Origin of the sequence: Rhizobium sp. RHZ02, assembly GCF_014851575.1 — a bacterium.
Classification (GTDB): Bacteria; Pseudomonadota; Alphaproteobacteria; order Rhizobiales; family Rhizobiaceae; genus Rhizobium; species Rhizobium altiplani.
In genome coordinates this window covers 71,920-84,286 of record NZ_JACUZX010000029.1, presented here as the reverse complement: position 1 = coordinate 84,286, position 12,367 = coordinate 71,920, and the positions used below count along the sequence as shown (strand labels likewise).

The following is a 12,367-nucleotide window of genomic DNA, read 5'->3' as shown; positions in this document are numbered from 1 at the left end:
CGCAGGCCTACCGAAATCTTGAAGATGAGGCCGCGTGATGGACGACGAGCCCGAAGACTTCACCATGCTCCAGCACCTCCTACGCCACGCCGAAGAGCACCTAGCGAAAGCCAAGGACGAAGCCGACCGAGCAGGATGGCAGGAGGTTGTGGATCATCTTCTTTCGCAGGAGGCGAGCTATGCATAACATCGAATATCGCGGCTACTACATCCGCCACGAGTACTGCATCGGCTACGCGTGGAACCACAAGGACATCGACGTGGACGATCCGCGCCACGGCTTTTCCCGCACTCTCGATGAAGCCAAGGCGGATATCGACGAGCAGATAGAGGAGATGGCCGATGCGCTGTGATCTTCGCTCGTACCGCGAATGTGGTTGCCCTGTCGGAACGTGCCAGCAGCAGCCGACGCCGGTCCCGACCATTGCCGCACGCCGTGGTGATTTCATCCGGATCTTCACATCAGCCGTAGTCGTGACGCTGGTCGCCTACTGGGCGCTGAACGAGGCCGACAAGGGCTTCCACCGTCAACAACTCGATCGACAGGAGCAAGAACATGTTGCCTCCAAGTGACTACCGAGCATACGCCGCCGTCGCCCGTGTCATGGCTGCGGAATACCGCGTCGAAGCCGTCACCGAAAAGGAGCCGCGCAAGTCGTATCTCCTGAAGTGCGCCCAGAGCCGCGAAAATCATGCCGACTTCTACGAGCGTGAAGCGGACTTTGCCGAAGAGTGGGAAGCGCGCCGCGCCGACCGTGAGCAGGAGGCTGCCTGATGGGTTCGTTCGTCTTCGAGGACGCTATGGCCGTCCGCACGCAGATCCTGGCGCTGATCGTCGCCTATCCCGAGCTTGAGGAAGACGCCACGTTGCTGGCCGATAGCCTTGAGGGTGAGACCGATCTTCACCGCGTCCTTGAAAGGCTCCTTGGTGAGCGCCGTGAGGCCGAAACCATGGCCTCCGCCATCAAGGAGCGCGAAGGCGACATGCAGGAGCGCCGCAAGCGTTTCGAGCGCAAGTCTGCCGGCGTGAAGAAGATCATTCTGCAGCTCATGGAAGCCGCGCAGCAGGAGAAGATCACTCTTCCCGAGGCCACGCTGTCGATCACCAAACCGCGCGTGTCCGTCGATGTGACCGATCTCGACGCTCTCCCGCAGGGCTTCTTCAAGACTGAGCGCAAGGCTCTCACAGCAGAAATCAAGACCGCTCTAGAAAGCGGGAACGCAATCCCCGGCGCACAGCTCGTTATGGGCGACGTTGGCCTGACCGTAAGGGTGAAGTGATGACCGACAAAACAGCTCTTTGGGACAAGCTCGGCAAGACCGATCCCGCCCACACCAAGCCGTTCACGCGTGCTGGCGGCTTCAAGGGAACGGCTATCAAGCCAATGTGGTCCTATCGCCGCATGACGGAAGAATTCGGCCCTTGCGGCATTGGCTGGGGCATCGGGGAACCATCGTTCCAAGTCGTTCCTGCTGGCGAGGAAATCCTTGTCTATTGCACCGTGTCCATTTGGCACGAGAAGCTCGACCAGCGCGTTTTTGGCGTCGGCGGGGACAAGGTTGTCTCCAAGACAAGCAGCGGACTTCGTAGCGACGATGAGGCGTTCAAGAAGGCCTACACCGACGCTGTGACCAACGCCATGAAGATGATCGGCGTTGGTGCTGATGTGCATATGGGCATGTTCGACGACAACAAGTACGTCAACACCGTGCGCCAGGAGTTCGCTGGCGAAGGCAAGGAAGCTGCTCCCGCTCCTAAGCAGGACAAGCCCATCAGCTCCGCCGAGCAAAAGCGCCAGTTGGCCGAGATCGACAAGGATCTGCTCGATTGCCATTCCGAAACCGACGTGAAGCGCTGCGCCGATATCTGGCAGTCCATCTCCACCCGTGACGGCTGGTCGCGTGACTACAAGGTCATCGCCAAGGAGAAATTCGACGCCAAGCGCGCCGAGCTGAAGGCCAGCGAAGAAATCCTCGGCGATAGCGGCGTTCGCAATCCTGCCGGCCGCGAACTGCATTCGATGGAGGGCATGTGATGGCCGGAAGCGTCAACAAGGTAATTCTTGTCGGGAACGTGGGCGCTGACCCAGAGATTCGCCGCACCCAGGATGGACGACCGATCGCCAATCTTCGCATTGCTACGTCCGAAAGCTGGCGTGACCGGAACTCCGGTGAGCGCCGCGAAAAGACCGAATGGCACACCGTGGTCGTGCTGAGTGAGGCCATCGCCAAGACCGTAGAGCAGTACGTGAAGAAAGGCGCGAAGCTCTACGTCGAGGGCGCTCTGCAGACCCGCAAATGGCAGGACCAGAACGGCAATGATCGGTATTCGACCGAGGTTGTCCTGAACGGCTTCGGCTCGACGCTGACGATGCTAGACGCTCAGCGCTCCACCGATGGCGACCGCGACAGCTACGGCAATCAGCACTCCGAATCCGAGGAGATCCCGTTCTGATGGCCAAGACCGAGCAACCACCGATCTACGTTCATAGGCGCGGGAATGTGCTCGCGCCTGAAATGGAGCTCGACGCCGAGCTTATCCAGCGCTTCCACCCCGGCGACCGGATAAAGGTGTCTCTGCACACCGGTCGGTCTCCGTCAAAGCTTCGCTGGTACTGGGCGTACCTCGGCAGGATCGTGAAGGCGAACGAATGCGCGCCCTCACCTGAAGCGCTCCACGACGTAATCAAGCTCCATACGGGGTTCGTGACGCCGGTCATGGTCAAGGGCTTCACCGTCGCCGTGCCGAAGTCGATCAGTTTTGCCAGCATGTCAGAGCAAGAGTTCGACGCGTTCCTGGCTACCGCCACCCGTTGGGTCGAGCAGACCTATGGGATCAGCCCAGAGCAAGTTTTCGGAGAGGATGCAGCATGAGCAACGCAATGCAGGACCATCTACGGCGCTTTCCCAACGCTCGCCCCTCCACCCTCGCCTATCTCGAAAAGAGAGCGGAAACCACCGCCCAGTTGCGCCGTGAGATATCCGACATGAACTCCCGCCCAAGAAACGAGGGAGCGGTAAGGCGCATGATGCGAGGGATTGCTGCGCTCGTTGCGAGGATGCCGGTATGATGGGCGCTGCATGGACGAGAGTGATGCAGCCTACATTTGGCGCGATGAAGGTCCTTGAGAGCGAAGCGGCTCTTGTACCGCCTAAGAAGGCTATTTCGGACGACATGCGCTTGATGGTCGATATCCTCGACCGTCTAGGCGAAGTCCGCATGAATCCGGGATGCTACCGGATCGGCGCGGATACTATGGTTGTCCATCCGGTTCTTTACGCGCAGTTGCGCCGTCGCCTGTCCAACTCGATCGACAAGATGGCGATGGATGTCTTCTATGGAAGGGGTCTGTAGATGGCCCGTAAACACTTTTCCAGAAAAGAGCGCGTCCGCATCTTCGACCTTCACCGAGGCCGGTGCCACATCTGCGACGAGAAGATTCAGGTTGGTGAAGCGTGGGAGCTTGAACACGTCGTCCCGTGGGAGCTTACCCGCGACGATTCAGACGACAACGTTAAGCCAGCCCACTTCAGTTGCCACAAGGTCAAGACCGCCGATGACACCGCGGCGATCCGAAAGGCCGACCGAATACGCGCCAAGCACATTCGGGCCGTACCTCCATCGTCTTTCCCCGGCGGGAAGAATTCGAAATGGAAGAGAACTCTAAGCGGGAAGGTTGTTCTACGATGAAAAATGACATCGCAGGGAAGCGCTTTGGCCGTCTCGTCGCTGTTGAGCCGGTATCTATCCAAATATCTGCTAGGCCCAGAACCTACTGGAAATGTATTTGCGATTGCGGGACCGAAAAGGCAATCCCGCGAGACGCACTGTTGTCTTCGAAAGTGCCAACAAGCTCGTGCGGGTGCTTGCAGCGTGAATTATTCGGCAATGCCAATCGAACTCACGGCGGGAGTGACACCGACCTTTACAGGATTTGGTGCAATATCAAAGACAGGTGCAATAATCCTGACAACAAAGCCTTCCGAAACTATGGCGCACGAGGGATCAATCTCTGCGCTGAGTGGTCAGAAAGCTTCCCCGCATTTGTGAACTCAATGGGGCCAAGGCCAAGCAAGCTGCATTCAATAGACCGGATATACAACGATAAGGGCTATTCTCCCGAAAATTGCCGATGGGCCACAAAGCAGGAACAAGGCCGAAACCGGCGCGGATTAATTTCCACTCCTGATACGACAAGTCTGAAGGAAGCCGCCGAAAGGGCCGGGATTGTCTATGGGACCGTCCACGCTCGGGTTTTCAGACATGGCTGGACGATAGAAGACGCGCTCACAATCCCCGCCAAGGTTGGTCAAAAAATCCGTCACCGTTCCGCCCTCTCCCAAGGATCGCAGCCATGAAGCGCGAGGAAGAACTGAAGCCCTGCCCGTTCTGTGGCTCAAACGCCCACGTAGAGCAGTACGGCGATGCTCGGCAGTCCACCAAGTATCAGTGCGACAACTGCGGTTGCATGCTTGAGACCGGAGAGGAATGGGGTTTCGGCCGTGATTGGAACCGTCGGGCACTCCTCTCCACTCCAAAACTAGAGCCGGTAGGATGGGAAACCGATGCGGAATGGGACCTGGAAATGCGATGTGCCAATATCACAGAGAACACGCCATTCGCTGAAGTCAGCAAGCTTATAAACGATCTATGGCAGCAATATTGCCTCGCAGCCGAACCAAAGCCAGAGGCGGAAGGCGTTGACCACCAAGTTCAACACTCAAAGCCGGTTGTCTCCCAAAACACGAAGATCGTGGAACGCGACATATATGAAGTTGCAAATCAGCTTGGCGGGTACGTCGGACCCGATACGCCAGAACGGCTAAAGCGGTTTCTCCTGAAAGAGGAGAAGGCAGCAGCGGCGCTCGCGGATGAGATAGTTCGCCTCCGCTCCGAGCTAGCCAAAGCCCGCAGTGCGGCGATGGAAGGTTGGCAGCCTATTGAGACCATGCCCACCGATCGCGAGTTTCTGGCGTTCGGATACTATTTTTACCCCGGCGATAAGGCTCCCACCGTCTACACGATGATTGCTGAGATATCCCTTGGCGATCCGGAATGGCCTTACCGCACCCATGAAGGAACACACCGTAAGGGCTTTTTCTCCCATTGGTGCGATTTACCGAAACTTCCCGAGATCAAAGCAGAGGGGGAGAGCCGGGAATGACTAGAGCCGCCCTCCTCAAGGAATCGGACCTGCACCGCATGGCCAAGATTGCGAAGCGGGACGGCGTTCGGGTCGAAGTCGAGGTAAATGGGAAGATCATCCGCATTTCCCCCGATATTCCCGAAATTAACAAGCCGGCCAGGGTTGACTTGCAGCCGGAAGACTTCACGTCTTTAGCCGAATGGCAAGCGTGGAGAGATCAGGAACGTGCTCGTGAAGCTCAAAGGCGTTCATAAGGTCAAGCGCAAGCTGGCGAACGGCGAAATCAACTGGCACTACTACGCGTGGCGTGGTGGCCCGAAGATGAAAGCCGCGCCAGGAACCGAGGAGTTTGCTGCCGAGCTGCTACGCCACAAGGCTGAGAACGCCCCGGTTGAGGTCAACACCCTCGACAGCCTGATAGACGCGTTCGTCAAAAGCCCCGCCTTTGCGGCACTGGCAGAGAAGACGCAGGACGCGCACAAATTCTCCCATAAGGAAATCCGCAAGGAATGGCCTAAACTGCCGCTGAAGCTAACCCAGCAGCGCGGCATGAAGGCAATGATTCGCAAGTGGCATCAGACCTTTGCCGCCAATCCTCGCACCGCGGATCAAATGCTATTCTCCCTCTCCCGCGTCTTCACGTTCGGGATCGACGAGGAGTTGATCGAGAAAAACCCCTGCTCCGGTATCAGCCGTCTCTATACGGGATCGCGCAAGGAAAGTGTTTGGACGCCTCAGCTTATCGCCCTCTTCCGTTCCAAAGCCAAAGGGCCAATGCTCCTAGCCTTCGAAATGGCCATTCATACAGGGCAACGCCAAGGCGATCTCCTGATGCTGACGTGGAAACAATACGATGGCACACACCTGTCATTTGAGCAAGGGAAGACGAAGAAACGGGTTCGGGTGAAGGTCCACAGCAAGCTCAAGGCCATGATCGACGCCCTGCCAAAAGACAAGATGCGGATATTGAACAACTCGCGCGGAAGGCCGTGGACAAAGGACGGCTTCAAGACTTCGTGGGGGAAAGAGTGTGCTCGGCTTGAGATCGAGGGGGTGACGTTCCACGATTTGCGGGGAACCTTTATCACCGATCGGCGCCGGGAAGGATCGACCACAGAGCAGATTGCGTCGATCACGGGACACTCGATTGCAGAGGTCGGGCGCGTGCTTGAGAAGCACTATCTGGCGACGGACCAGCAGACCAGCGATGCGGTCATTCTGCGGATGGAAAAGAACATCACGTGAATGGATTGTGTAAACGGCTTCGAAAAAACTGTAAACGGGGTCAAAATGGCGTATAATATTCGCGCTAAGTTATTGATTTTATGGCGACCCCTGCAGGAATCGAACCTGCGACAACCTGCTTAGAAGGCAGGTGCTCTATCCAGCTGAGCTAAGGGGCCGCATGACCGAATTCGCACCCGGTCAAATCTGCGGATGAACGCGGATCAATGCGTCCAGGGTTGCGTCCGCGTATAGCGGAAATTGTCAGGATAAGCCACGATCTGGCGCTGCGGATCCTTCGGGGCAATAACCCGGTACTCGATGCCGTTACGCTTCGCGTAAGCCTCAGCGAGTTCCTGCGTTTCGAAGGTCAGCTTCAGCTGCTGGCGCATATCCGAGGAAGACGTATAGCCCATGATCGGATCGATGGTGCGCGGCGTCTCCTGATCAAACTCAAGAACCCAAATATGTGTCTTTGCCTTGCCGGACTGCATCGCGGTCTTGGCTGGACGGTAGATCTTGGCAGACATTGCTGCAGGGCCTCCGATTTAGCGGCTTTCGCACTTGAAACTTCATTCTGCCCCACAAGGCAGCTACTCTTGACGCAAACCATCGCACGAAGAGATGAATTTTGCTTAGCGGCGAATCCCTTTCTTTTCAAGAAAAAAGCCGTACCAGTCGCAGCGCTGTTCAACCGTTTCCAACAGGCGCCTTCCTCCCGCGATCATCGATTGTCATGCTCATATCGATCGCTTCACACCGCAAGCTTGAGGAAAAGAATGCTCACACCAAGGTTGGGGATAGGCGATTTAGATATTGCGGGCGCGGGGCGAACCGTGTATTGGCCTCCCTCGTCGGCACGGAGTGTAGCGCAGTCTGGTAGCGCATCTGGTTTGGGACCAGAGGGTCGGGAGTTCGAATCTCTCCACTCCGACCACTACCCTTCCCCTCCACATCAAGACTTGTCGGACTTTCGCAGGGCATCCTCCGATCGACGCTTCCGAAAACTTCGATGCCGTACTGGGGCCTCCGCGTTGTCCCAGGAATCATAAGTCTAAGATTTCCAGTTCTGAATGGCCGGTTCGGCGAGGCACTTCACCTAGTCCTGATCGGCATTGTCAGAATTTGAGCGATCCGGATCAGCGCCACGGAGAGCCTGCACGCTGGCTGCGGCAATAAGACCCGTAAGGACAATCCCGCATAAGCCGATCACCAGAGCCAGCACCCGCGCGATTGTCTGCTTTGGTACGAGGTCGCCGTAGCCGATCGTCAATCCCGTAACAAAGGTGAAGTACAGGGTGTCGCCGAGCTGCCATCCTTCGATCCATCCGACAAGTGCGCCTGACCCGACGATGACAACGAGAACACCGGAGAAGATCGGCCACAATATTCGAAGTTGCTGGAAGAGAGAGGCGAAGAACCGCCTTCTCATCCTCCTCGATTTAAACTTGCTCTCTGTGCCTCGCGTCATCGGCGCCGCTTTCCTTGCGCTTCCAAGGTGCCTGATTGAGTTTGCTTTGGCGTCGCTGCAGAGCTATCGCGCGGCGCGCCTAGAAGTAGCCTTTCGATCACGTCGGTCCAGCTGGAGGCAAGACAAACAAGGTGAAGGCGAAGATCGCGTAGAGGGCAAGTGCCATCACTCCTGCGTACCAGGCGCCTCGACCACCGTTCGACAGAAGCGTAGCGGCCACGGTGGCGACGATCATCATTGTAACTGCCCCGGGCCAGAACTGCAGCGTCATTGGTTCCGGTCCGATGACGTAGCTGACAATGACCAGCAGCGGGGCAACGAAAAGCGCGATCTGGGCGGCGCTGCCGAGCGCGATCCCAACGCTGAGATCAAGGCGATCCGCCCGAGCTGCCGAAAACGCGGTGGTCATCTCCGCGGCCGCACCAACAAGGGCGACCACGATGAAGCCGACGAACGCCGGTGTCATTCCCAGATGTTCAGCCGCAACCTGAACCGACCCGACGAAAATTTCACTGACCAATGCGACCAGCACGGTTACGCCGACGAGAATGGCGATGCTGAGGCCAAGCGGCCAGGTAGCCTGCTCTTCGTCCGCGTGACCGGCACTGGCGAAAAGCTCCTTATGTGTTCGCAAGGAGAACAACATGCCCAAGGCGTAGACGGCGATGAGGATGACCGACAACCCGAGGCTCACGTTCTGAGAGATGGCGAGCGGTGGCGGCTGATCGACTTCACTGATGATCGACGGCACCAGAACGGCAATGGTTGCCAGGAAAAGCAGGCAGGCCTGGAAGCGAGCATTGACGCGATTGAACTCCTGCAGGTGATGCTTCAACCCGCCGAGTAGAAATGCGCCGCCCAGCATGAACAGGGTGTTTGTAACGATTGCGCCGGCCAGCGATGCCTTGACCAGCAGATATTGTCCCGTCCGCAGGGCCGAAAGCGATATCACCAGCTCGGTCAGATTTCCGAGCGTAGCATTTAGCAGGCCGCCGACCGCGTCGCCCGTTCTCGCCGCAACCGCCTCGGTTGCACGGCTAAGGAGCGTCGCCAGAGGAATGATTGCAAGGACCGATATGAAAAACAGCAGCGTATGACTGTCCGGAACCAGGTGCTCCAGGACGATGACGATCGGCACCAGCACGATCAGCCAGAGAACGGGCGTGTGTCGCAGTTCTTGAAGAACACTTCTTCCGATGCCAGCAGATGGAGAAGATCGTCCGTCGGAGCTGCTCATGTCGTTTCTCCCATCATAAGATAGTCTCGTTTGCAGGCGATGCATTCTCGGTAGGAGTACTCATCCGATAGGATCGCGATCGGCAGCCGAATCGAGCGTCTGCAAAGACCGCCAGCAAAGCAGGCGTTTCCCAACAGCGTTAGTCTCGGGGCGTTCATCCGAGCCTCCACACTCCCAGGGGGCGGCCCATCAACTGCTGGCGCGCGGCATCGTTTCGACGCCGCGGCCTCTTTCCGATCAGGACTTAATCTTGAAGACACCGAGGTTGATAAGTTGAACACGTCTGTTGTTCGACCCTTTCACGTCAGTGCCTTCGATCGGTAAGTGTTCCCCGACACCGACCGCGTAAAGGCGCGCCGGATCGACGGCAAACGTCGTCGATAGTGCTTCTTTGATTGCAGCAGCACGCTGTTCGCTGAGATCGAGGTTATGTTTTTCGTCCCCGGTCGCGCTGGCATGACCGACCACGAGGAACTTGTAGTCCCACAGGTTCGGATGATGCAACGCGTCGGCGATCAGCCCGAGGGTGCGATAGGAATTCGGCTGGATGGCGACAGAGTCGTTCTCGAAATCGATCTCGACCACCATCTGCGGCAGCTTCCCTATCCGCTTCCAGTTCGGAAGCGCAGACATCGGCTGGTTACCGCCGTTGATGGCCTCCTGTCGCAATATCTCGAGGTCGATCGCAGGAGCCGCCGCCCTGAGTTTACCGAGTCCCTTGACGATGCGCTCCTGGGAGACCTCCTGCGCCGACGCAAAGCCGGAAAACAATACCCCCGTGGCCAGAACGAGAATGGCTTTGGAAATAAGACGTTTCATCGGTTTACCTCCAACCTGCATCGGTGATGACCTGATTGCATTCCTTGCTGACGCGCTTTTCCTTTTTCACCAGACAAGCCAGCACGAAGCCGTCACCCTTGATGCCTGAGCAACTTTTGGACATGTCCCGCTGGCAGACCCGCTCGTAGGCGGTCTGCGCGTGTTCTCGCTGGGTTATCGATTGGAACACTGATGTCAGCGAGCCTTTGCAAGTGGGCGACACTTTTGCCGCGTTCTGCTGCAGGCAGTCGGCGATCCGTCCGCTGCCGAGGTTCAGTCCCTTGCACAGTTTCTGGATGTCCGTGCCGCAGTCGGCGGCGAGCTTCGTGACCGCATCCGCATAGCTCAGCGTCTGCGCCGGAGCATTCCCGGCAAATGTCAGCGTCGCCAACGTGAGCGCCGCCGTAAGAATTCCGCGTTTGAACATGTCGCCCTCTCCCTGCCTCGACGATCTAGGCGGTGAATGTTCTCACGAAGCGCTATGATTGGGGACGTATATTACGGTAGCGCACACCGCAGAGCACTCACTTCGGCGGCGCGGCAGTACCTGCTTCGTGCGCCCGGATCGCCTGCGCGGCAGCCACCGCGCCACCCTCCTTGTCGTCACCTCCGACCTGCACCGTCGGTTGGGCGAACGTGATCCCGTTTGCCAGGAACAACTCGCGAATCTTGGCGTAGGCCTTGCGGCGTATGTAGGTCTGCATGCCGGGAACCGTGGTCATGGCGAAGCTCAATACGATTCCGTAGTCGGCGAACTCCTCGACACCCTTCATCTTCAAGGGCTCGATAAAGAGCGGCCCGAGTTCCGGGTCATCCTTCAGCTCCGCTCCGACCTTTTTGGTCAGCTTGCGTGCCTTGTCGATATCGGTGTTGAAGCCGACCGTGATCCTGAACTTGTCGATCACCCAGTCGCGGCTCATGTTCTGGACGGCTCCGAGTTCGCCGAATGGCACGGTGAAGACCGGACCGCGATGATGACGAAGGCGTACCGATCGCAGGCTGAAGCCCTCCACGGTTCCTTTGTAATCCTTGGCCTGGATGTATTCCCCAACCCGGAAGGCATCATCCAGCATGTAGAACACACCGCTGATGACGTCCTTGACGAGGGTTTGCGAACCGAAACCGATGGCAACGCCGAAGATGCCGGCTCCCGCGATCAATGGCCCGATCTGTACGCCCATTTGGGCCAGCACGACCAACGCCGCCATGACCGCGACAACAACAGCCAATGCATTGCGAAAGATCGGAAGAAGCGTGCGGAACCGTGCCCGTTTGGCGGCATCAGCGGGCGCAAGGGATGTTGCGTCGGTCGCCACCCGCAACGTTCTATCGATCCAGCCTCTGGCCAGTTGCCAAAGAAAATCAGCAACCACGAGGATCAAAACACTCTTCAGGCCCCCGTAGAAAAGGGCAGCGACAACAGGATCGCGCTGACCCAATGTGTCCGGATTGAGACGCCAAACAAGTGCCAGCCACCCGACGGCGAGGAAGATCACCGCCGCGCGTGCGCCACGGACGATCAAGACACCACGAAGGCTACCGGGATCGCTTACGAAAGACCCTGCCACGCGGCCAACGGCGTTGAGCATCGCCGGTAGTACGAGGACATAGACGCCGATCCAGAAAAGGCCTCTCATGTCGAGGCACCAGATGATCCACAGCGCGACGAGGAAGGCAACCACAGCCGCTTTCCACGGCCGAGATCGCTGCGACGTAGCCCACACCATCTCGATCGCGACAAATAGCCCAACGACCGACAAGCAGTAGCTGATTGCATCCCTAACCAGCGGCGGAACGCCCAAAGGTTCTCCGATTGCCGCCGTGGCAACGGCAAAGCAGACAAGCCCGAATAGGATCATCAACCGTGTGCGCAAGAACGGCGTGATACCGGCGGCGGACAAAAATGCGACCGCCAGCCGAAACGCGACGAATGCCGTGAGATAGGCAAGCAAGGTGATACGGGCGAGAGGCGGCCATTCCACGGCAAAGAACACGATCGCCATTGCCCCCGCGAAGATTCCGACTGGGGCCAGTCGGCCAAGGAGCGTTTCGCGGGGCTTGGCTAGCCTGCGGTACAGCCCCTCGACGAGGAGACCGAGAGCGACCAGTCCGCCGAATATGACGAATACGGGCGCATAGCCTCGGCTTACGGCGTCATGCCGTGTTCTGGCAGCGGCGGCCGCCACTTCCGCTGGTATCGCCGGTATGGCCGTGATGATTTCGTGAACGCGCGTCCGCGCCGCAGACTCCCAGCTGACCAAATCGGAGGCGCCTGCGGATGAAGCGGGGCTCTGAGGTGCACCGACCTCCTTGCGACTGTTCAGCCAGGTCTGCACCTCCGGGTCCTGAAGAAGGCGCACGAGTTCGTCGATCTTCTGCTGTGGTGCGGCCGCGGGAGCTTGCGCCACGGCATTGAATGCGAAGAGAAGTCCGGCGATGAGAGACAGAATCCATTTCATGCTGGTTTTC

Annotated in this window: 19 protein-coding genes, 2 tRNA genes and 1 pseudogene; 15 read left to right on the top strand and 7 right to left on the bottom strand. The window is 58.1% G+C overall.

All coding sequences use genetic code 11. The features are described from left to right. The first annotated feature begins 37 nt into the window (after nucleotides 1–37). The 14 genes and pseudogenes from IB244_RS27300 to IB244_RS27235 all read left to right on the top strand — a co-directional run bounded on the left by IB244_RS27300 (nucleotide 38) and on the right by IB244_RS27235 (nucleotide 6,392). Nucleotides 38–187: a hypothetical protein gene (locus tag IB244_RS27300; RefSeq protein WP_192306277.1), complete on the top strand. Its 150-nt coding sequence runs from the start codon at nucleotides 38–40 to the stop codon at nucleotides 185–187. Further along, nucleotides 180–353 carry a hypothetical protein gene (locus IB244_RS27295; RefSeq protein ID WP_192306274.1) on the top strand — a complete coding sequence of 58 codons (174 nt, stop codon included), beginning with the start codon at nucleotides 180–182 and terminating at the stop codon, nucleotides 351–353. The genes IB244_RS27300 and IB244_RS27295 overlap by 8 nt, the downstream gene beginning before the upstream one ends. Beyond that, the gene (locus IB244_RS27290) at nucleotides 343–573 is read left to right on the top strand and encodes a hypothetical protein (RefSeq protein WP_192306272.1); all 231 of its coding nucleotides are present in this window, start codon (nucleotides 343–345) and stop codon (nucleotides 571–573) included. The genes IB244_RS27295 and IB244_RS27290 overlap by 11 nt, the downstream gene beginning before the upstream one ends. Beyond that, entirely contained in the window at nucleotides 557–775 is a 219-nt protein-coding gene (locus IB244_RS27285; protein ID WP_192306270.1) for a hypothetical protein, read from the top strand. Before IB244_RS27290 ends, IB244_RS27285 begins: the two co-directional genes overlap by 17 nt. After that, nucleotides 775–1,281: a siphovirus Gp157 family protein gene (locus IB244_RS27280; protein WP_192306268.1), complete on the top strand. Its 507-nt coding sequence runs from the start codon at nucleotides 775–777 to the stop codon at nucleotides 1,279–1,281. The genes IB244_RS27285 and IB244_RS27280 overlap by 1 nt, the downstream gene beginning before the upstream one ends. After that, on the top strand, nucleotides 1,281–2,036 hold the full coding sequence (locus IB244_RS27275) for a hypothetical protein (protein ID WP_192306266.1): 756 nt from the start codon (nucleotides 1,281–1,283) through the stop codon (nucleotides 2,034–2,036). The genes IB244_RS27280 and IB244_RS27275 overlap by 1 nt, the downstream gene beginning before the upstream one ends. Continuing rightward, nucleotides 2,036–2,419 (top strand): annotated as a pseudogene (gene ssb / locus IB244_RS27270) (single-stranded DNA-binding protein); the annotation flags it as partial. The gene IB244_RS27275 and the pseudogene ssb, both read left to right, overlap by 1 nt. Nucleotides 2,420–2,454: 35 nt before the next feature. Next, complete coding sequence (locus IB244_RS27265; protein WP_192306264.1) at nucleotides 2,455–2,874, top strand: hypothetical protein; 420 nt, start codon at nucleotides 2,455–2,457, stop codon at nucleotides 2,872–2,874. Further along, nucleotides 2,871–3,071 (top strand): hypothetical protein, encoded by a 201-nt coding sequence (locus tag IB244_RS27260; RefSeq protein ID WP_192306262.1) that lies wholly within the window; start codon nucleotides 2,871–2,873, stop codon nucleotides 3,069–3,071. The genes IB244_RS27265 and IB244_RS27260 overlap by 4 nt, the downstream gene beginning before the upstream one ends. A gap of 23 nt (nucleotides 3,072–3,094) precedes the next feature. After that, entirely contained in the window at nucleotides 3,095–3,355 is a 261-nt protein-coding gene (locus IB244_RS27255; RefSeq protein WP_192306260.1) for a hypothetical protein, read from the top strand. Then, entirely contained in the window at nucleotides 3,356–3,691 is a 336-nt protein-coding gene (locus IB244_RS33250) for an HNH endonuclease (protein ID WP_192306257.1), read from the top strand. A 664-nt stretch (nucleotides 3,692–4,355) separates the two neighbouring features. Further along, nucleotides 4,356–5,165, top strand: a complete 810-nt coding sequence (locus IB244_RS27245; protein ID WP_192306255.1) for a Lar family restriction alleviation protein — start codon at nucleotides 4,356–4,358, stop codon at nucleotides 5,163–5,165. After that, nucleotides 5,162–5,401: a hypothetical protein gene (locus IB244_RS27240; protein ID WP_192306253.1), complete on the top strand. Its 240-nt coding sequence runs from the start codon at nucleotides 5,162–5,164 to the stop codon at nucleotides 5,399–5,401. Before IB244_RS27245 ends, IB244_RS27240 begins: the two co-directional genes overlap by 4 nt. Beyond that, the gene (locus IB244_RS27235) at nucleotides 5,379–6,392 is read left to right on the top strand and encodes a tyrosine-type recombinase/integrase (protein ID WP_312867269.1); all 1,014 of its coding nucleotides are present in this window, start codon (nucleotides 5,379–5,381) and stop codon (nucleotides 6,390–6,392) included. The genes IB244_RS27240 and IB244_RS27235 overlap by 23 nt, the downstream gene beginning before the upstream one ends. A gap of 81 nt (nucleotides 6,393–6,473) precedes the next feature. Here the strand turns inward: IB244_RS27235 and IB244_RS27230 are convergent. Both IB244_RS27230 and IB244_RS27225 read right to left on the bottom strand, forming a co-directional pair. Next, nucleotides 6,474–6,550: transfer RNA gene (locus IB244_RS27230), tRNA-Arg, on the bottom strand. A gap of 45 nt (nucleotides 6,551–6,595) precedes the next feature. Then, entirely contained in the window at nucleotides 6,596–6,901 is a 306-nt protein-coding gene (locus IB244_RS27225) for an ETC complex I subunit (protein ID WP_016554394.1), read from the bottom strand. 330 nt (nucleotides 6,902–7,231) lie between these two features. Here IB244_RS27225 and IB244_RS27220 point away from each other — a divergent pair. Beyond that, nucleotides 7,232–7,308, top strand: a tRNA-Pro gene (locus IB244_RS27220). 162 nt (nucleotides 7,309–7,470) lie between these two features. Here the strand turns inward: IB244_RS27220 and IB244_RS27215 are convergent. The 5 genes from IB244_RS27215 to IB244_RS27195 all read right to left on the bottom strand — a co-directional run bounded on the left by IB244_RS27215 (nucleotide 7,471) and on the right by IB244_RS27195 (nucleotide 12,357). Next, nucleotides 7,471–7,803, bottom strand: coding sequence for a potassium channel family protein (locus IB244_RS27215; protein ID WP_018117080.1), 333 nt, complete (start codon nucleotides 7,801–7,803; stop codon nucleotides 7,471–7,473). A 136-nt stretch (nucleotides 7,804–7,939) separates the two neighbouring features. Continuing rightward, the gene (gene cax / locus IB244_RS27210) at nucleotides 7,940–9,079 is read right to left on the bottom strand and encodes a calcium/proton exchanger (protein WP_018858617.1); all 1,140 of its coding nucleotides are present in this window, start codon (nucleotides 9,077–9,079) and stop codon (nucleotides 7,940–7,942) included. Nucleotides 9,080–9,316: 237 nt separating this feature from the next. After that, complete coding sequence (locus tag IB244_RS27205; protein ID WP_018117082.1) at nucleotides 9,317–9,898, bottom strand: OmpA family protein; 582 nt, start codon at nucleotides 9,896–9,898, stop codon at nucleotides 9,317–9,319. Between the two features lie 4 nt (nucleotides 9,899–9,902). Next, on the bottom strand, nucleotides 9,903–10,325 hold the full coding sequence (locus tag IB244_RS27200) for a hypothetical protein (RefSeq protein ID WP_018858619.1): 423 nt from the start codon (nucleotides 10,323–10,325) through the stop codon (nucleotides 9,903–9,905). 97 nt (nucleotides 10,326–10,422) lie between these two features. After that, nucleotides 10,423–12,357, bottom strand: coding sequence for a mechanosensitive ion channel family protein (locus IB244_RS27195; RefSeq protein WP_192306249.1), 1,935 nt, complete (start codon nucleotides 12,355–12,357; stop codon nucleotides 10,423–10,425). Nucleotides 12,358–12,367 lie beyond the last annotated feature (10 nt).